Source organism: Sulfitobacter alexandrii (assembly GCF_001886735.1).
Classification (GTDB): Bacteria; Pseudomonadota; Alphaproteobacteria; order Rhodobacterales; family Rhodobacteraceae; genus Sulfitobacter; species Sulfitobacter alexandrii.
Genome location: NZ_CP018076.1, coordinates 1,647,675 through 1,661,683 on the forward strand (window position 1 = coordinate 1,647,675; position 14,009 = coordinate 1,661,683).

The following is a 14,009-nucleotide window of genomic DNA, read 5'->3' on the forward strand; positions in this document are numbered from 1 at the left end:
CGCTGTCGCATGGCGCGGATCATCTTTCATCTCGGACCGGGCAAATGCGGATCCTCGGCCATCCAGGCATTTCTGGAAGCCGCGTCTCGGGGCGCGGATCCTCTTCTGGACGCGATTTTCGTCAGGGCACCCGAAATTCAGGCGCTGGAGGCTGGCGACACGTCGCCGCTCGGCCCCCTGGCCGCCCGGATGGGTGCGGCGCGTGCGGATCGGCCGCTGATCGTCAGCCACGAGGCGTTGTTCAAGAAAACCGGGGCCTTGCGTGCGCTGGTCCGGGCCGCGGTCGGGCAGGGGGGCGAGACGTCGGCGCTCGCCTATGTCCGGAGGCAATCGGATTACCTGCGGTCGGTGCATGGCCAGTGGCTTTTCCGGGAGCCGGACCGGGTGGCCGAGACGGCCGGCATCCTGCGCGCGGAAGGCATCGATCCCGCGCTCTTTACCGGGGTGGAGCGCCAGTTGATGGCCTTTGCCCTGGGGCATGTCAGCGTCGGTCGCGACGCCGGCGGATTCTCGAGCTTCGACTGGTCGGTGAGCATGGTGCAAAGAGCACGGGAGTTGGACGAACTGGGGGTGCCGCTGCACGTTGCAGCGCTGCCGCCGCGGGATGCCGACCGCCCCCTGCTGGCCGATTTCGCCGCTCGGATCGGGGTGCGCAAAAGCGATGCGACGGAGGCGGCGGCGGTGGTGAACCCGGCTTTCGCGCCCGCCACCATCGAGGCGGTGACAAACGGGATCGAGTGCGGCTTTCCCATGCCCGGACGCCATGAAGCCAACAGGTTTCTCGCCGTCGGCGACCCCGTGGTCCAGTCCATTCCTCTGCCGGACGGCGCGCTGCTGGGTTGGCTGTCGGATTGCATCGACGCGACGTTCGAGGCGCGCAACCGGCAATTCGCCGAACGCTTCGGCATCGATCCGGCGTATTTCAGCCCCCGGCGGCCCTGCGATCCAAGCGAGATCGGCCAGCGGATTGCGCGCGAGGCGGCCCTTCGGTCGGAAGAACCGGCTGAATCACGTCAGGCGCGGATCACGGCGCGCGCCGGGGCGATGCGCGCGGCATGGCAGGCCTTTCGCGAGGTCGATCGCCCCTAGGCCGAGCAGCTGGCCCCGCCCAGCACGCAGAACTTGGCGCAATGGGGATGGTTCAGGGCCACGTCGCCTTCGGCTTCGGCCAGCGTGGTGCCCAGTTCGAATTCGGGCGAATAGGGCAGCAGGGTGCAGGCCAGCACGGCGGGTTTGTCGGCGCCCTTGCGTTTCACGACCATCCGGGAAGAGGAACACATCACCGCGTCTGGCGACTTGTTCAGGATGCCCCAGCAGGCGGTCGTGATCTCGGGGACATCGATCCTTTCGTCCATTTCCGGGAACAGCACCGTCATGCCGGGATCGGCGGCGTCGATGTCAAAGCCATGTTCCGCGAAGAATGCGGCGTATCCCGCGCGGCTTTCCGCGTCGCTGTCGGCAAAGACCGACCGTCCGGCGATGGCCATCCGAAAGCCGTTGTCGCGCAACCATTCCATGCCTTCGAGCGTCCTGGCGAACGATCCCTCGCCGCGTTCGGCATCGTGCAGGGCAGGGTCGTGGTGATCGACGGAGACGCGCAGGGTCAGCTTTCCGGGGTATTCAGCGTTCAACCGGTTCAACCCTTCCTGCATGGTCTTGCGCATCATCGGGCGCATGGCATTCGTCAGGATCAGCACGTCGTAGCCCCGGGCAAGTGCCGCGTCGGTCATGTCGATCATCTGGGGGTTCATGAAGGGTTCGCCGCCGGTGAAGGCGATCTCGCGCACGCGCCAGTCCCGCGCCTCGAGCTGGTCGAGATAGTCGCGGACCTCGTCTGCCGTGATGTAGACCAGCGCGTCATTGGTGGGAGAGGACTCGATATAGCAGTTCGCGCACTCGATATTGCACAGCGTTCCGGTATTGAACCACAGCGTCTGCGGGTTGCTGAGGGCGACGCGCGCGCGGGCTTCTCCCTTGGCGGTGACGGCGGGATCCGCGAATTTTCCGCGGTTCGCCTGTGCCTTGGCTGCGGCCATATCTTTCATGATAGGTCCTTGTCTGATCGTTCCTGATGCTGTTCCCTGTGCTAAGCGATCGGGCAGGGCATTAAAAGTCTTGTCCGCGGGCGGCGCACGACCTTGTGATGCCCGGATATACGAGTATGGTAGCGCTAACAGAAGCTGATGTAACCGCAGGGCCCATCATGACCCAGACCAAAGACAGGCTGCCGCACATGGTCAGCCGGGTGATTCCCGTAGATCCCTTCGACCTGGTGATCTTCGGCGGTACGGGTGACCTGGCGCAGCGCAAGATCCTGCCCGGCTTGTTCCGGCGCTTCGTGGCCGGGCAGATGCCGGCGGAATCGCGCGTCATCGGTGCGGCGCGCACCGAACTGGACAGCGCCGGCTACCGCGAGATGGTGGTGGAGGCGATCCGGGAGTTCGGCGGCGATTTCACCTACACGGACAAACAGCTGAAGGATTTCCTGGGCCGTATCGAATACACGCCCATCGATGCCCTTGGCGATGCCGGATGGGCCGATCTGCAGGAGTTGATGAAGGGCAAGGGCCGGACCGAAGCCTATTATTTTTCCGTGTCGCCCGCGCTGTTCGGCGAATTGGCGGAGCGGCTGCAGCAGTGGGGCATGGCGGACAGGGATGCGCGCATCGTGGTCGAGAAGCCTTTTGGCCGCGATCTCGAAAGCGCCCATGCGCTGAACGCGACGCTGGCGACCTATTTCAACGAAGACCAGATCTACCGGATCGACCATTACCTCGGCAAGGAGACGGTCCAGAACCTGATGGCGGTCCGGTTCGGCAACATGCTGTTCGAGCCGCTGTGGAACGCGCAGTTCATCGACCACATCCAGATCACCGTGGCCGAGACCGTCGGCGTCGGCGGGCGCGGTGAATACTATGACAAGGCGGGGGCCATGCGGGACATGGTCCAGAACCACCTGATGCAACTGTTGTGCCTCATCGCGATGGAGCCGCCCGCGCGGTTCGCCCCCGACGCGGTGCGCGACGAGAAGCTCAAGGTGATCCGCGCGCTCGACCCGGTCCTGCCGCATCACATCGTGAGGGGGCAATACCTGGCCGAGACGGGAAACGAGGAAAAGATGCCCTCTTACCGCGAGGCCGTCGGGGCACCTCGATCGCGCACGGAAAGTTTCGTGGCGCTCAAGACCCATATCAGCAACTGGCGATGGGCAGGCACCCCGTTCTACCTTCGGACCGGCAAGCGGCTTTCGGCCCGGTCGTCCGAGATCACGGTGGTGTTCAAGGAAACTCCGCATTCGATCTTCGGGGAGGACGCGGGCCGGCATCGCAACGTCCTTTCGATCCGCCTGCAGCCGAACGAGGGGATCACCCTCGGCGTCACCATCAAGGAACCGGGACCGGGCGGGATGCGCCTGATCGACGTGCCGCTGGACATGAGCTTTGCCGAGGCCCTGGGCCAGGATGCCGAACAGGTCGATGCCTACGAGCGGCTCATCATGGACGTGATGCGCGGCAACCAGACGCTGTTCATGCGCGGCGACGAGGTCGAGGCCGCCTGGGCCTGGACCGACCCGATCATCCAGGGCTGGGAGGCGCGCAATGACGTGCCCAAACCCTATGACAGCGGTTCGGCCGGCCCGGATTATGCAAACGAACTGATGCGGCGTGACGGCCGCGAATGGCGCGAGGTGACCCCATGAACCTGATCGAATATCCCGACCGGGAAATCCTGGCGATGAAGGTGGCGAACCGGCTGGCGGGCGAATTGAAGAAATGCCTCATGACGCACGAGTTCGCCTCGTTCGCGGTGCCGGGCGGGACGACCCCGGGCCCGATCTTCGACATGCTCAGCGGCACCGCGCTGGAGTGGGAGCGCGTCCACGTGATGCTGACCGACGAACGCTGGGTGTCGGAGCGCGACGAACGGTCCAACGGTGCGCTCGTGCGGGACCGGCTGATGACGGGCCACGCCGCGGCGGCGCGGTTCATTCCCTTCTTCCAGCCCGGCATGGACGCCGAGACGGGGGCGGCGGCGCTGGCCCCGACCCTCGATCCCGAATTGCCCCTCTCCCTGCTGGTGCTGGGGATGGGCGAGGACATGCACACCGCCTCGCTCTTTCCCGGTGCGGAAGGTGTCGAGGCGGCGATGGCGGGGAACGCGCCCAACCTCTGCCCCGTGCACGTCGAAGGGCAGGAGATCGCCCGCGTCACGCTGCCCGCGCATGTGCTGCGCGGGGCCATGTCGACCCACGTGGTGATTTTCGGCGACGCCAAGCGCGCGGCGCTGGAACGGGCGGAGGGACTGCCGCCCGAAGAGGCGCCGATCGCCGCGGTACTCAACAGCGCAGAGGTGCATTGGGCGGCATGAAGGACATCTGGAACAAGCTGAAGACACGCGCCGATGCGGTGTCTGACCGGACCCTGCTGGACCTGTTCGGCGATCGGGGCAGGGCGGAGGACTTCTCCGTCACGCTGGAGAACCTGCATTTCGACTATGCCAAGACCAACATCGACGGCGAGACGCGGGCCGACCTGCTCGCGCTCGCAGAGGCGGCGGGCGTGGCGGCGCGGCGCAGCGCGATGTTCGACGGAGCGCCGATCAACGAGACCGAGGGCCGCGCGGTGTTGCACACCGCCTTGCGCAATCTCGATGGCGGACCGGTTCCGGTGGACGGGCAGGACGTGATGCCCGGCGTGCACGAGACCCTGGCCAGAATGCGCGCCTACTCCGACGAGGTGCGCGGCAGCGCCATCACCGACGTGGTCAACATCGGCATCGGCGGCTCCGACCTCGGGCCCGCGATGGCGGTGGCGGCGCTGGCCCCTTACCACGACGGGCCGCGCTGCCATTTCGTCTCGAACGTGGACGGCGCCCATATCGCCGACACCCTGCGCGGGCTGGATGCAAGGACCACGCTGGTGATCGTGGCCTCCAAGACCTTCACTACGATCGAGACCATGACAAACGCCCGCACCGCCAGGGCCTGGATGACCGACCACGGCGGCGACCCGGCCCGGCAGTTCGCCGCCCTCAGCACCGCCGGGGACAAGACCGCGCAGTTCGGCATCGACCCGGCGCGCGTCTTCGGCTTCGAGGACTGGGTCGGGGGCCGCTACTCCATGTGGGGGCCGATCGGTCTTGCGGTGATGATCGCCATCGGCCCCAGGGCGTTCGATGCCTTCCTGCGCGGGGGGCAGGCGATGGACCGCCATTTCCGGTCGGCGGATCCGTCCGAGAACATGCCGGTACTGCTGGCGCTGGTGGGGATCTGGCACAACCAGGTGCTGGGCCATGCCACCCGCGCGGTGCTGCCCTATGACCAGCGGCTGCGCATGCTGCCCGACTACCTCCAACAGCTGGAGATGGAGAGCAACGGCAAGTCGGTCTGCATGGACGGCGCCGGTGTGGCGCACCACACCGGCCCGGTGGTCTGGGGGGCTGCGGGCACCAACGGGCAGCACGCCTTTTACCAGCTGATCCATCAGGGGACACGGATCGTCCCCTGCGAATTCCTGGTCGCCGCCAACGGCCACGAACCGGAACTGGCGCATCATCACCAGCTTCTGCTGGCGAATTGCCTCGCCCAGTCCGAGGCGCTGATGCGCGGCCGGTCGCTGGATGAAGCCCGCCGTCGCATGGCGGCGAAAGGCCTGAGCGGGGACGAACTGGAACGCCAGGCCCGGCACCGGGTCTTCCCGGGGAACCGCCCCTCGACCACGCTGATCTACCCGCTGCTCGATCCCTTCACCCTGGGCCAGATCATCGCGCTCTACGAACACCGCGTCTTCGTCGAGGGGGTGATCCTGGGCATCAACTCCTTCGATCAATGGGGGGTGGAACTGGGCAAGGAACTGGCCACCTCGCTGCAACCCATCGTGGAAGGGACCGAGCCCGCCGCTGGCAAGGACGGCTCCACCGCCGCGCTGGTGGACTATGCCCTGAAACACCGCACCTGACCCGGCTTCTTTATGCCCAAAATACTCCGGGGTTTGGGGCAGCGCCCCAAAAATCGGGAATCGAATGCGGCGCAGCCGCACCGTCAGGTCACACCAGGTCCGGCGCGCGCCCCATCCGGTTGGCAAGCCGCCCGACCGTCAGCCCCTCCACGACGATGGAAAAGACGACCACCACGTAGGTGCAGGTCAGGATCAGCGATTTCCATTCGCCCTCGGGCAGCGACAGCGCCAGCGCGACGGAGATGCCCCCCTTCAGCCCGCCCCAGGTCATGATGCGCGTCACCCCCGACGAGAAGCTGCGGAAGGGGCGAAGCATCGCGATCGGGACCGCGACCGCCGCGAGACGCGCGAGCAGGGCCAGCAGGATCGTCGCCGCCGCCGTCACGAGGACATCCGCCTCGAAGGCGATGGCGAAGACCTCGAACCCGATCATGAGAAACAGGACCGCGTTGAGGATCTCGTCGATCAGCCGCCAGAAGGCGTCCACGTATCTCCGGGTCTCTTCCGACATGCCGCGCGCGGTCCCTACGTCGCCGATCAGCAGCCCCGCGCAGACCGCCATGATCGGGGCGGAGACATGCAGCCAGACCGCCAGTTCGTACCCGCCGAAGGCCAGCCCCAGCGTCAGAAGCACTTCGAGCGAATAGTCGTCGATCCGGCGCATGACGCGAAAGGTGATCCAGCCCAGGACGAGGCCCAGCAGGGCGCCGCCAAAGGCTTCCTGCACGAACAGCAGTGCGGCACCGCCCAGCGGGTTGCCGCCCGCGCCGTGGTGGGCGGCCGGAAACGCAAGCCCCACGAGCACGAGGAACACCACGTATCCGACCCCGTCGTTGAACAGGCTCTCTCCCGCGATCTTGGTTTCCAGCGCCTTGGGAAGATCGGCTTCGCGCAGCACCCCAAGCACGGCCACCGGGTCGGTGGGAGAAATGAGCGCGCCGAACACGAGCGCCACCAGCAGCGGCATGCCGGTGAGCCAGGAAAACCCGACCCCGACCACCACCGTGGACAGCGCGATGCCGAGCGTGGCCATCAAAAAGACGCTCGGCCATTCGCTGCGCAGGTCGCTCAGCTTGACATGGAGCGCCCCGGCGAACAGCAGCAGCCCCAGCATCCCTTCCAGCAGCGCCTCGGAAAAGTCGATGCCGGTGACCAGTTGCCGAACCGTGTCCGCGATCCCAAGGCCCGGCAGGGCGAGGTCCAGACCCAGCAGGCCGAAGGATGCCAGCAGCGACACCACGAGGATGCCGATGGCAGAGGGCAGTTTCAGGACAAGGTAGTTGATCGCACCGAAGACGCCCGCCAGAACGATGAGCAGCGAGGTGATCTGAAGAAAGGTCATGTCTTGAGATCGTAGGTGATCCACATCGTCCGGGTCGCCATCCGGTCATAGACATTGCGCCCGCGGTAATTGTCGTCCGCGGTGATCCATCGCACCGTTGCCCAGCCGCGCGCCCGCGCGTGATCCGCCACCGCGTCGATCAGCGCCTGGGCCGTTCCGGTGCCGCGTGCGTCCGGATCGACGAACAGATCGTCGAGAAAACAGTTCGTCACCGCCCGCAAGGGGCTGGCGAAGGGCCTGAAATGGGTCAGCCCGATCAGCCGGCCCCGGTCGTCCTCGGCCACGAAACCGTTGCATTCGTGAGCGTCATCCATCAGCCAGCCGAAGACGGTATCGCGCATCTGCGCGGTTTGATCGACGCGGTAGAAATCGGCGTAGCCGCGGTACAGTCGATCCCAGTCGGTGCGATCCTCGGGAGCGGTGGGACGGATCGTCGGGGTCATGTGCGCGCCTTCCGTTGCGGACCCGGCAAGGCCCGACAAAACAATGCCTTGAATGAGGTTTAGGCGGCTTATCGCGGGCTTGCAAGTACCGGTGCTCTGCTTCACTCTGGCGCCAAGAACGGACAAGGAGGATCCCGATGCTAGGCCAGATGATGTCGCAACCGCTGTTGATTTCCAGCCTGATTGAACACGCAGAAAAATACCATTCCGGGGGCGACATCTATTCGGTCAACACCGGTGGCGGGGTGGAGGAGACCACATGGGGCGAGGTCGCCGCGAATGCGCGGCGGCTGGCCTCGGCACTGACGGGGCTGGGACTTGACCCGCAGGCGCGGTGCGGCACCATCGCCTGGAACAACCGGCGCCATCTCGAGATCTACTTCGGCGTCTCGGGCGGCGGCTTTGTCTGCCACACGATCAACCCCCGCCTGTTCCCCGAGCAACTGGTCTACATTCTCAACCATGCCGAGGACAAGGTGCTGTTCATCGACGCCACCTTCGTCCCGCTCGTGGCCGCGATCCGCGACAAGCTGGAGCATCTGGAGCATATCGTCCTGATGGAGGCCGAGGTGGGCGACGCGGCCGAGAAACTGCCGGGCATCATCGCCTACGACGATCTGCTGGCACAGGGCGATGCCGGGTTCGACTGGCCGGACATGGATGAGAACACGGCGTCAAGCCTTTGTTATACCTCGGGAACCACCGGGAACCCAAAGGGCGTGCTCTACAGCCACCGTTCCACCGTTCTTCACAGCTTCGGCATCAACCTCGCCGACAGCGTGGCGATTTCCGCCGCCGAAGTCGTCCTGCCCGTGGTGCCGATGTTCCACGTCAACGCCTGGGGCGCGCCCTATGCCTGCGCCATGGTCGGCGCGCGCATGGTGATGCCGGGGCCGGGACTTGACGGTCCGTCGCTGGTCAAGCTGATCGACACCTACCGCGTGTCGCTGGCGCTGGGGGTGCCCACGATCTGGCTCGGCCTGCTGGGCGAGGCCAAGAAGGGTGGCAGCAAGCTGGAAAGCCTCAAGCGCACGGTCGTTGGCGGATCGGCCTGCCCGCCGTCGATGATCAAGAGCTTCCGCGAGGAATTCGGCGTCGACACCATCCACGCCTGGGGTATGACGGAAATGTCGCCGGTCGGCACCGTGAACCGCCCGCTGGCCAAGCATGCGGACCTGCCCGAGGCCGAGCAGCACCGCCTGCGCGAAAACCAGGGCCGGCCGGTTTTCGGGGTGGAGCTCGAGATCCTCGACGACGACGGCAATCCCCTGCCGCATGACGGCAAGGCGCAGGGCGACCTCGTGACACGCGGGCACTGGATCCTCGACGCGTACTTCAAGAAATCGACCGACGAGACCCTGACCAACGGCTGGTTCGACACGGGCGACGTCGCCACGATGGACCCGGACGGCTATGTCACGATCAAGGACCGGTCGAAGGACATCATCAAGTCGGGTGGCGAATGGATCAGCTCGGTCGAACTTGAGAATATCGCGATCTCGCATCCCGATCTCTCGGATGCCGCGGTGATCGGCGCACGCCACGAGAAATGGGACGAGCGCCCGGTGCTGGTCGCGGTCAAGGCAGAGGGAAAGGACCCCTCGGAAGACGCCATCCTCGAGATCTTCGACGGCAAGATCGCCAAGTGGCAGATCCCCGACAAGGTGGTCTTTACCAAGGAATTGCCGCGCAACGCGACGGGCAAGGTGCTCAAGCGGAACCTGCGGGACGAGTTCGGCGACGTGCTGATGGATTGATCCGGTAGGGGCCGGCGGCGGGCAACCGCTGCCGGTCCGCCGCAGCGCCGGGAAACCGGCCGCGTATCATGGCGGCCTTCGGCAAACATCGTTTCAGGATTGTTTGGAGCGGGTGGCGGAGGCCGTGGTGACCGCTTAACGGGCAAATAATCAGGTTCTGGACGACCCAACCTTGCCTTTCTATGCCATAGCCATCGATGCGGCTTCCACGCTGGCGCAGGGACTTGCAACCGTGTCGTCTATCAAGGGCACGACCGCCATCGGGACACGCGGCGGTGGTGGCTCTGGCGGCGCAGCAGGGGGCGCGGCTTCAATTCCAGCACCGCGCCGCGTTGCGGAGTTCCAGATCACCGGGAGCAACGTGCAGGGCGGTCGCGAACTAGTGGACGCCTCAACGCTGCTTTGGACCAGGGGTATCAGATCAATCTCGCTTACTCAGGCTGAGCCTGCATTGCGATCCGAATTTTGATAGCCTCGCGCAGCATGTCATCTGCCTCTTCGATTGCGCCGTCTATCTCGCCTTGTGGCACCGGAGCATCGAAGTGACGCCACATTAGTGGCGGATCATCTGGACGCCGAAAGTAATGCTCAACTCGCGCGTCAGTATCATGTTCGCCAGTAAACCAAGCTCCATGAACTGCGGTGTTGCGGACTTCGATACCGGCATCAATGCGCTCAGAGAGCGAAATGATCCGAGCTGAAATATCCGCTGAAGTTAAGTCTGCTGCGCCCCTAAAGTGCTCTCGCAACTGCGTGCTATTCTTGCGCACCTTTAGAAAACGGTCAACCTTGTGGGGGACGCCTTGATCGCCGCCATCAGCCAACATGATTATTTCCCAGCAGGCCAATTCAAGGTGCGCGCAGGTCTGAGTATAGGTTGCGTACTCAACCAGAAACTTTCTCGTCAGCATTGTCTGGATCAAAGGCTTCAATTCTTCAACCTTACCCCGGCGCCGCCGCCATTCTCTGCGATAAACTCCACCCCTGCGGCTTCGAGGGCGGAGCGGATAGCGGCAAGAGCATCCGCACTGCCAGCATATCGGCCTGTCTCGATATTGCTAACCTTATTCCGAATAACCTCAGTGGGCTGACCTTCGCCTTGTGCGGGTTAGCAGGGGAAAACAAGTATGTCGGCAGCAACAACGAGGAAGCGATGGCATTGATGGCGCTTATCATCGTCATCACCGAAATGACCCGGCGAGTCGTAGACCTCCGCCAACTAGCATGGGAGGTCGCGCGAAACAGTAACGGAAGGGCGGCTTAGAGGGCCATTTCCCAGCGATTCTGCAACGGTGGGTATTCGGGCGGGTAGATAAAATGTCTGCCCATTTTTGTGGGCTAAATCAACATTTTAGGTGGTATGTTGGAGCGGGTAACGAGAATCGAACTCGTAACTAAAGCTTGGGAAGCTGCCGTGATACCTTTTCACCATACCCGCGCGCGGTATGAGGGATATGCGCGGCGCGGCGCGCCGTCAAGGGGCGGCAATCACAAAAGGGGCTGCCCTGCGCGGCGGTGGTTACGATGATCCTGGGGTTCAACCGGAAGACACGTCTCGCAGGGCGATGCTTCAGGCGCCGCCCGCAGTTCTGGCGGTGAAGATGTTGATCAGCGCGGGGATGCGGATGCCCTGGGGCGTCTCGTAAGGTGCCAATGCATCGGCCAAAGCCGCCCGCAGCCGCTGGCGATCTTCCTGTCCAACGTCGAAATGGGTCAGGGTACGGTGCGCCGGGCCGATCTGGCACAGCAGATCCGCGACCGTCTGCGCATCGCCCGGCGGCGTGAGGGGCAGCGCGACCTCGCTGGCGGTGATGTCGCGCAGGCCCGCCGCGCCCAGTTGGCCTACCACCTTGCGGGTGTCACGCATCGCGAAGGGGCCCGGGGCATCCGGATCGGTCTTGGGCGGCGCACCGATGATCGATTTCGCGACCCGCGCGGGCATCGTGAAATAGGGGTTCTCCGAGATTTCCCCCCAGGTGGCGAAGGTCAGGCGCGCGCCCGGCCGCAAACCTCGGGCGATATTCGAGAAGGCGGCAACTGTATCGGAAAAGAACATGACGCCGAAACGCGAGATCATTGCGTCGAAGCGGTCCTGACCGAAGTCGTGGGTTTGCGCATCGCCCAGCACGAACGAAACGTTGGGGGCATCCGCCAGCGCCGCGCGCGCGTGATCCAGCAGACTGCGGGATATGTCGAGCCCGCAGGCGCGCCCCTGCGGCCCGGTGAGGCGCGCGGCGGCGACAGTGCTCGTGCCGGCCCCGCAGCCGACGTCCAGCACGCTGTCACCATCGCGCAGTTCGGCATCGGCAAGCAGTCGGTCCAGCACCGGGGCAAGGGTCCGGTCCATCGTCTGCATCTGGGCGATCCAGGTCGGGCCGGCTTCCTCGGTCCAGAACTCCTGCTGATCGGTGTTGGTCATGCCCGGCGTCTCCGGCGGCGGCCGCCCGCGTCGCCAGTTTCGCCGCCGGTGTTGAAGGTGGCGTCCGGCAGGGTAACGATGGAGTTCAGGATCGGGAAAGGCTCCACCGCGTTGGGAATGGCGGAGGCGTTGACGAAATGCTCCTGAAAGCGGGGTTCGATCGCGGTTTCGACCTTGTGAATCTCGCGCACGGTCTGTTCGATTTCAGCCCGCGCGCCGACGTTGAGCAGGGCGATCCGCGCACCGGTTCCCGCGGCATTCCCCGCCGAGGTCACCTTGTCCAGCGGCGCGTCGGGGATCATGCCAAGGACCATCGCGTGCTTGGTGCTGATATGCGCGCCAAAGGCGCCGGCCAGAACGATGCGGTCCACCTTGTCCACGCCGAACTTGTCCATCAGCAGCCTTGCACCGGAATAGAGCGCGGCCTTGGCCATCTGGATCTCGCGGATGTCGCGGTTCGTCACCGTGATCCGGGGGCCGCCGTTTGCCGTGCCATCGTAGACCAGGTAGGAATTCGTGCGCCCGTCCGCGAAAACCGCGGCGGAGCCGGTCTGTTCGGCGGTGCCGATCAGGCCCGGCGCATCGACGATCCCGTGCATCCGCATTTCCGCGACCATCTCGATGATCCCCGAGCCGCAGATGCCGGTGACGCCGGTGCCGGCGATTTCCTCTTCGAAACCGGGCGCGTCGGACCACAGGTCGCAGCCGATCACCTTGAAGCGCGGCATCTTCGTTTCCGGGTCGATTTCCACCCGTTCGATGGCGCCGGGGGCGGCGCGCTGGCCCGAACTGATCTGCGCACCCTCGAACGCGGGCCCGGTGGGGGAGGAACAGGCCAGAACCTTGTCCTTGTTGCCCAGCAGGATCTCGGCGTTGGTGCCGACATCGACCACGAGCACGAGATCCTCGGATTTGTCCGGTGCCTCGCTCAACGCGACGGCGGCGGCATCGGCGCCCACATGGCCGGCGATGCACGGCAGGATGTAGACCCGCGCGGCGGGATGGATGTTGAGCCCGAGGTCGGTCGCGCGCAGCCGCATGGCATTCGAGGTCGCCAGTGCGAAAGGGGCCTGTCCCAATTCGAAGGGGTCGATCCCGAGGAACAGGTGGTGCATCACCGGGTTGCAGACAAACACCGCATCGACGATCAGCCCGGCGTCGATCCCGGCTTCCGCCGCGATCTGGTCGAACAGGGTCGTCATGCCCTCGCGCACGGCACGGGTCATCTCGTCCGCACCGGAGGCGTTCATCATCGAATAGCTCACCCGGCTCATCAGGTCCTCTCCGAACCGGATCTGGGGGTTCATGACCCCCGAGGACGCCAGCACCGCCCCGGTTTGCAGGTCGCACAGATGCGCCGCGATGGTGGTGGAGCCGAGGTCCACGGCCAGCCCGTAGAGCGTCCCGTCGTAGTAGCCCGGCCAGATGTGCATGATGCGCGGCGGGTTCTCGGCATCGCCGAGGTTGACGGCGACGGTCACCTTCCAGTCGCCCTTGCGCAGGATCGGCTGCATCGTCTGCAGGATGTGCAGGTCCGCGGCGACATTGTCGATGTCCCACTGCGTGCGCAGGGCGTCGCGCAGGCGTTCCAGATCGCCGGAGGGGTCGTGCATGTCGGGTTCCGCCACGTCGACATAGAAGAGCCGGGTCGACGGATTGAGCACGATGTCCCGTGCCTCGGCCCGCTTGCGGACAACCTGTTTGTGAACCTGGCTTTCGGGGGGCACGTCGATCACCACATCGCCCTGAACGGTGGCCTGGCATCCCAGGCGCCGTCCCTCCTTCAGCCCGCGCTTTTCCTTGTAGCGTTCCTCGACCTTGTTCCACTCGGACAGGGCGTCCGGCTTCACGTCGACGTTGTGCTTGGAGAAACTGCCGTAGCTGGGCGTGATCTGGCATTTCGAACAGATCCCGCGGCCGCCGCAGACCGAATCCAGATCCACGCCAAGTTGCCGGGCCGCCGTCAGGATGGGTGTGCCCCGTGGGAACCGGCCCCGCTTGCCGGAAGGGGTGAAAATAACCAGCGGATCGACGCTCATCGGTGCACTCCATCAATTCTGGCGCCAACATAGCGGTACGCGCGGCGGGTGA

The 14,009-nt window shown here is 65.1% G+C and carries 12 protein-coding genes and 1 tRNA gene; 6 read left to right on the top strand and 7 right to left on the bottom strand.

Translation table 11 applies throughout. The annotated features are described in order from the left end of the window. Positions 1-9 precede the first annotated feature (9 nt). Positions 10-1,089, top strand: coding sequence for a hypothetical protein (locus BOO69_RS07970; RefSeq protein WP_071971686.1), 1,080 nt, complete (start codon positions 10-12; stop codon positions 1,087-1,089). On the opposite strand, the gene BOO69_RS07975 is transcribed toward BOO69_RS07970, so the two are convergent. Continuing rightward, the gene (locus BOO69_RS07975; protein WP_071971687.1) at positions 1,086-2,045 is read right to left on the bottom strand and encodes a radical SAM protein; all 960 of its coding nucleotides are present in this window, start codon (positions 2,043-2,045) and stop codon (positions 1,086-1,088) included. The two genes, BOO69_RS07970 and BOO69_RS07975, sit on opposite strands and share 4 nt — an antisense overlap. A gap of 188 nt (positions 2,046-2,233) precedes the next feature. On the opposite strand from BOO69_RS07975, the gene zwf reads away from it, so the two are divergent. From zwf to pgi, 3 genes are read left to right on the top strand one after another with little or no spacing between them, the layout of a single operon-like run. Then, on the top strand, positions 2,234-3,700 hold the full coding sequence (gene zwf / locus BOO69_RS07980) for a glucose-6-phosphate dehydrogenase (RefSeq protein WP_071973716.1): 1,467 nt from the start codon (positions 2,234-2,236) through the stop codon (positions 3,698-3,700). Then, positions 3,697-4,368 (top strand): 6-phosphogluconolactonase, encoded by a 672-nt coding sequence (pgl, locus tag BOO69_RS07985; protein WP_071971688.1) that lies wholly within the window; start codon positions 3,697-3,699, stop codon positions 4,366-4,368. Before zwf ends, pgl begins: the two co-directional genes overlap by 4 nt. Beyond that, complete coding sequence (pgi, locus tag BOO69_RS07990; protein ID WP_071973717.1) at positions 4,365-5,957, top strand: glucose-6-phosphate isomerase; 1,593 nt, start codon at positions 4,365-4,367, stop codon at positions 5,955-5,957. The genes pgl and pgi overlap by 4 nt, the downstream gene beginning before the upstream one ends. Positions 5,958-6,045: 88 nt before the next feature. Here pgi and BOO69_RS07995 read toward each other — a convergent pair whose 3' ends face one another. Then, positions 6,046-7,299, bottom strand: a complete 1,254-nt coding sequence (locus BOO69_RS07995; protein ID WP_071971689.1) for a cation:proton antiporter — start codon at positions 7,297-7,299, stop codon at positions 6,046-6,048. Then, positions 7,296-7,742 carry a GNAT family N-acetyltransferase gene (locus BOO69_RS08000; RefSeq protein ID WP_071971690.1) on the bottom strand — a complete coding sequence of 149 codons (447 nt, stop codon included), beginning with the start codon at positions 7,740-7,742 and terminating at the stop codon, positions 7,296-7,298. Before BOO69_RS08000 ends, BOO69_RS07995 begins: the two co-directional genes overlap by 4 nt. Before the next feature lie 137 nt (positions 7,743-7,879). Between BOO69_RS08000 and BOO69_RS08005 the strand changes: the two genes are divergently transcribed. Then, the gene (locus BOO69_RS08005; protein ID WP_071971691.1) at positions 7,880-9,499 is read left to right on the top strand and encodes a long-chain fatty acid--CoA ligase; all 1,620 of its coding nucleotides are present in this window, start codon (positions 7,880-7,882) and stop codon (positions 9,497-9,499) included. A 431-nt stretch (positions 9,500-9,930) separates the two neighbouring features. Here the strand turns inward: BOO69_RS08005 and BOO69_RS23010 are convergent, their stop codons facing one another. Next, entirely contained in the window at positions 9,931-10,410 is a 480-nt protein-coding gene (locus tag BOO69_RS23010) for a hypothetical protein (RefSeq protein ID WP_156874890.1), read from the bottom strand. Here BOO69_RS23010 and BOO69_RS23225 point away from each other — a divergent pair. Then, the gene (locus tag BOO69_RS23225) at positions 10,410-10,763 is read left to right on the top strand and encodes a hypothetical protein (protein ID WP_071971692.1); all 354 of its coding nucleotides are present in this window, start codon (positions 10,410-10,412) and stop codon (positions 10,761-10,763) included. The genes BOO69_RS23010 and BOO69_RS23225 overlap by 1 nt on opposite strands. A 100-nt stretch (positions 10,764-10,863) precedes the next feature. Here the strand turns inward: BOO69_RS23225 and BOO69_RS08015 are convergent. The 3 genes from BOO69_RS08015 to BOO69_RS08025 form a co-directional block, all read right to left on the bottom strand. Continuing rightward, positions 10,864-10,937, bottom strand: a tRNA-Gly gene (locus tag BOO69_RS08015). Positions 10,938-11,069: 132 nt separating this feature from the next. After that, entirely contained in the window at positions 11,070-11,918 is an 849-nt protein-coding gene (locus BOO69_RS08020; RefSeq protein ID WP_071971693.1) for a class I SAM-dependent methyltransferase, read from the bottom strand. After that, complete coding sequence (locus BOO69_RS08025) at positions 11,915-13,957, bottom strand: ASKHA domain-containing protein (RefSeq protein ID WP_071971694.1); 2,043 nt, start codon at positions 13,955-13,957, stop codon at positions 11,915-11,917. The genes BOO69_RS08020 and BOO69_RS08025 overlap by 4 nt, the downstream gene beginning before the upstream one ends. Positions 13,958-14,009: the final 52 nt, after the last annotated feature.

What these genes read in the sequence shown, in the direction of transcription:
- BOO69_RS07995 (WP_071971689.1), bottom strand. Translation starts at nt 7,299, where the DNA reads ATGACCTTTCTTCAGATCACCTCGCTGCTCATCGTTCTGGCGGGCGTC.
- pgl (WP_071971688.1), top strand. Translation starts at nt 3,697, where the DNA reads ATGAACCTGATCGAATATCCCGACCGGGAAATCCTGGCGATGAAGGTG.
- BOO69_RS07975 (WP_071971687.1), bottom strand. Translation starts at nt 2,045, where the DNA reads ATGAAAGATATGGCCGCAGCCAAGGCACAGGCGAACCGCGGAAAATTC.
- BOO69_RS08020 (WP_071971693.1), bottom strand. Translation starts at nt 11,918, where the DNA reads ATGACCAACACCGATCAGCAGGAGTTCTGGACCGAGGAAGCCGGCCCG.
- BOO69_RS08025 (WP_071971694.1), bottom strand. Translation starts at nt 13,957, where the DNA reads ATGAGCGTCGATCCGCTGGTTATTTTCACCCCTTCCGGCAAGCGGGGC.
- BOO69_RS08000 (WP_071971690.1), bottom strand. Translation starts at nt 7,742, where the DNA reads ATGACCCCGACGATCCGTCCCACCGCTCCCGAGGATCGCACCGACTGG.
- BOO69_RS23010 (WP_156874890.1), bottom strand. Translation starts at nt 10,410, where the DNA reads ATGCTGACGAGAAAGTTTCTGGTTGAGTACGCAACCTATACTCAGACC.
- BOO69_RS08005 (WP_071971691.1), top strand. Translation starts at nt 7,880, where the DNA reads ATGCTAGGCCAGATGATGTCGCAACCGCTGTTGATTTCCAGCCTGATT.
- BOO69_RS07970 (WP_071971686.1), top strand. Translation starts at nt 10, where the DNA reads ATGGCGCGGATCATCTTTCATCTCGGACCGGGCAAATGCGGATCCTCG.
- zwf (WP_071973716.1), top strand. Translation starts at nt 2,234, where the DNA reads ATGGTCAGCCGGGTGATTCCCGTAGATCCCTTCGACCTGGTGATCTTC.
- pgi (WP_071973717.1), top strand. Translation starts at nt 4,365, where the DNA reads ATGAAGGACATCTGGAACAAGCTGAAGACACGCGCCGATGCGGTGTCT.